The organism is Streptomyces sp. NRRL S-495 (genome assembly GCF_000966955.1).
GTDB lineage: Bacteria > Actinomycetota > Actinomycetes > Streptomycetales > Streptomycetaceae > Kitasatospora > Kitasatospora purpeofusca.
The window spans coordinates 1-257 of the sequence record NZ_JZWY01000292.1 but is presented as its reverse complement, the minus strand read 5'-3'; the positions used below and the strand labels follow the sequence as shown (position 1 = coordinate 257).

The following is a 257-nucleotide window of genomic DNA, read 5'->3' as shown; positions in this document are numbered from 1 at the left end:
GGTTGTGCGGCATCAGCCAGATCCGGCCGTCCTCGCGCTTGAGGCGCTTGACGGTGGCTTCGCCGTCGATCATCGCGGCGACGATGTCGCCGTTCTCGGCGACCGGCTGGCGGCGGACGGTGACCCAGTCGCCGTCGCAGATGGCCGCCTCGATCATCGAGTCACCGCGCACGGTGAGCGCGAACAGCTCGCCCTCGCCGACCAGCTGCCGGGGCAGCGGGAAGACGTCCTCGACGGTCTGCTCGGCCAGGATCGGA

Annotated in this window: 1 protein-coding gene; it reads right to left on the bottom strand. The window is 70.4% G+C overall.

The genetic code is table 11. The features are described from left to right. On the bottom strand, positions 1-257 hold a 257-nt coding region (gene lexA, locus VR45_RS16535; protein WP_045940528.1), incomplete at both ends, for a transcriptional repressor LexA.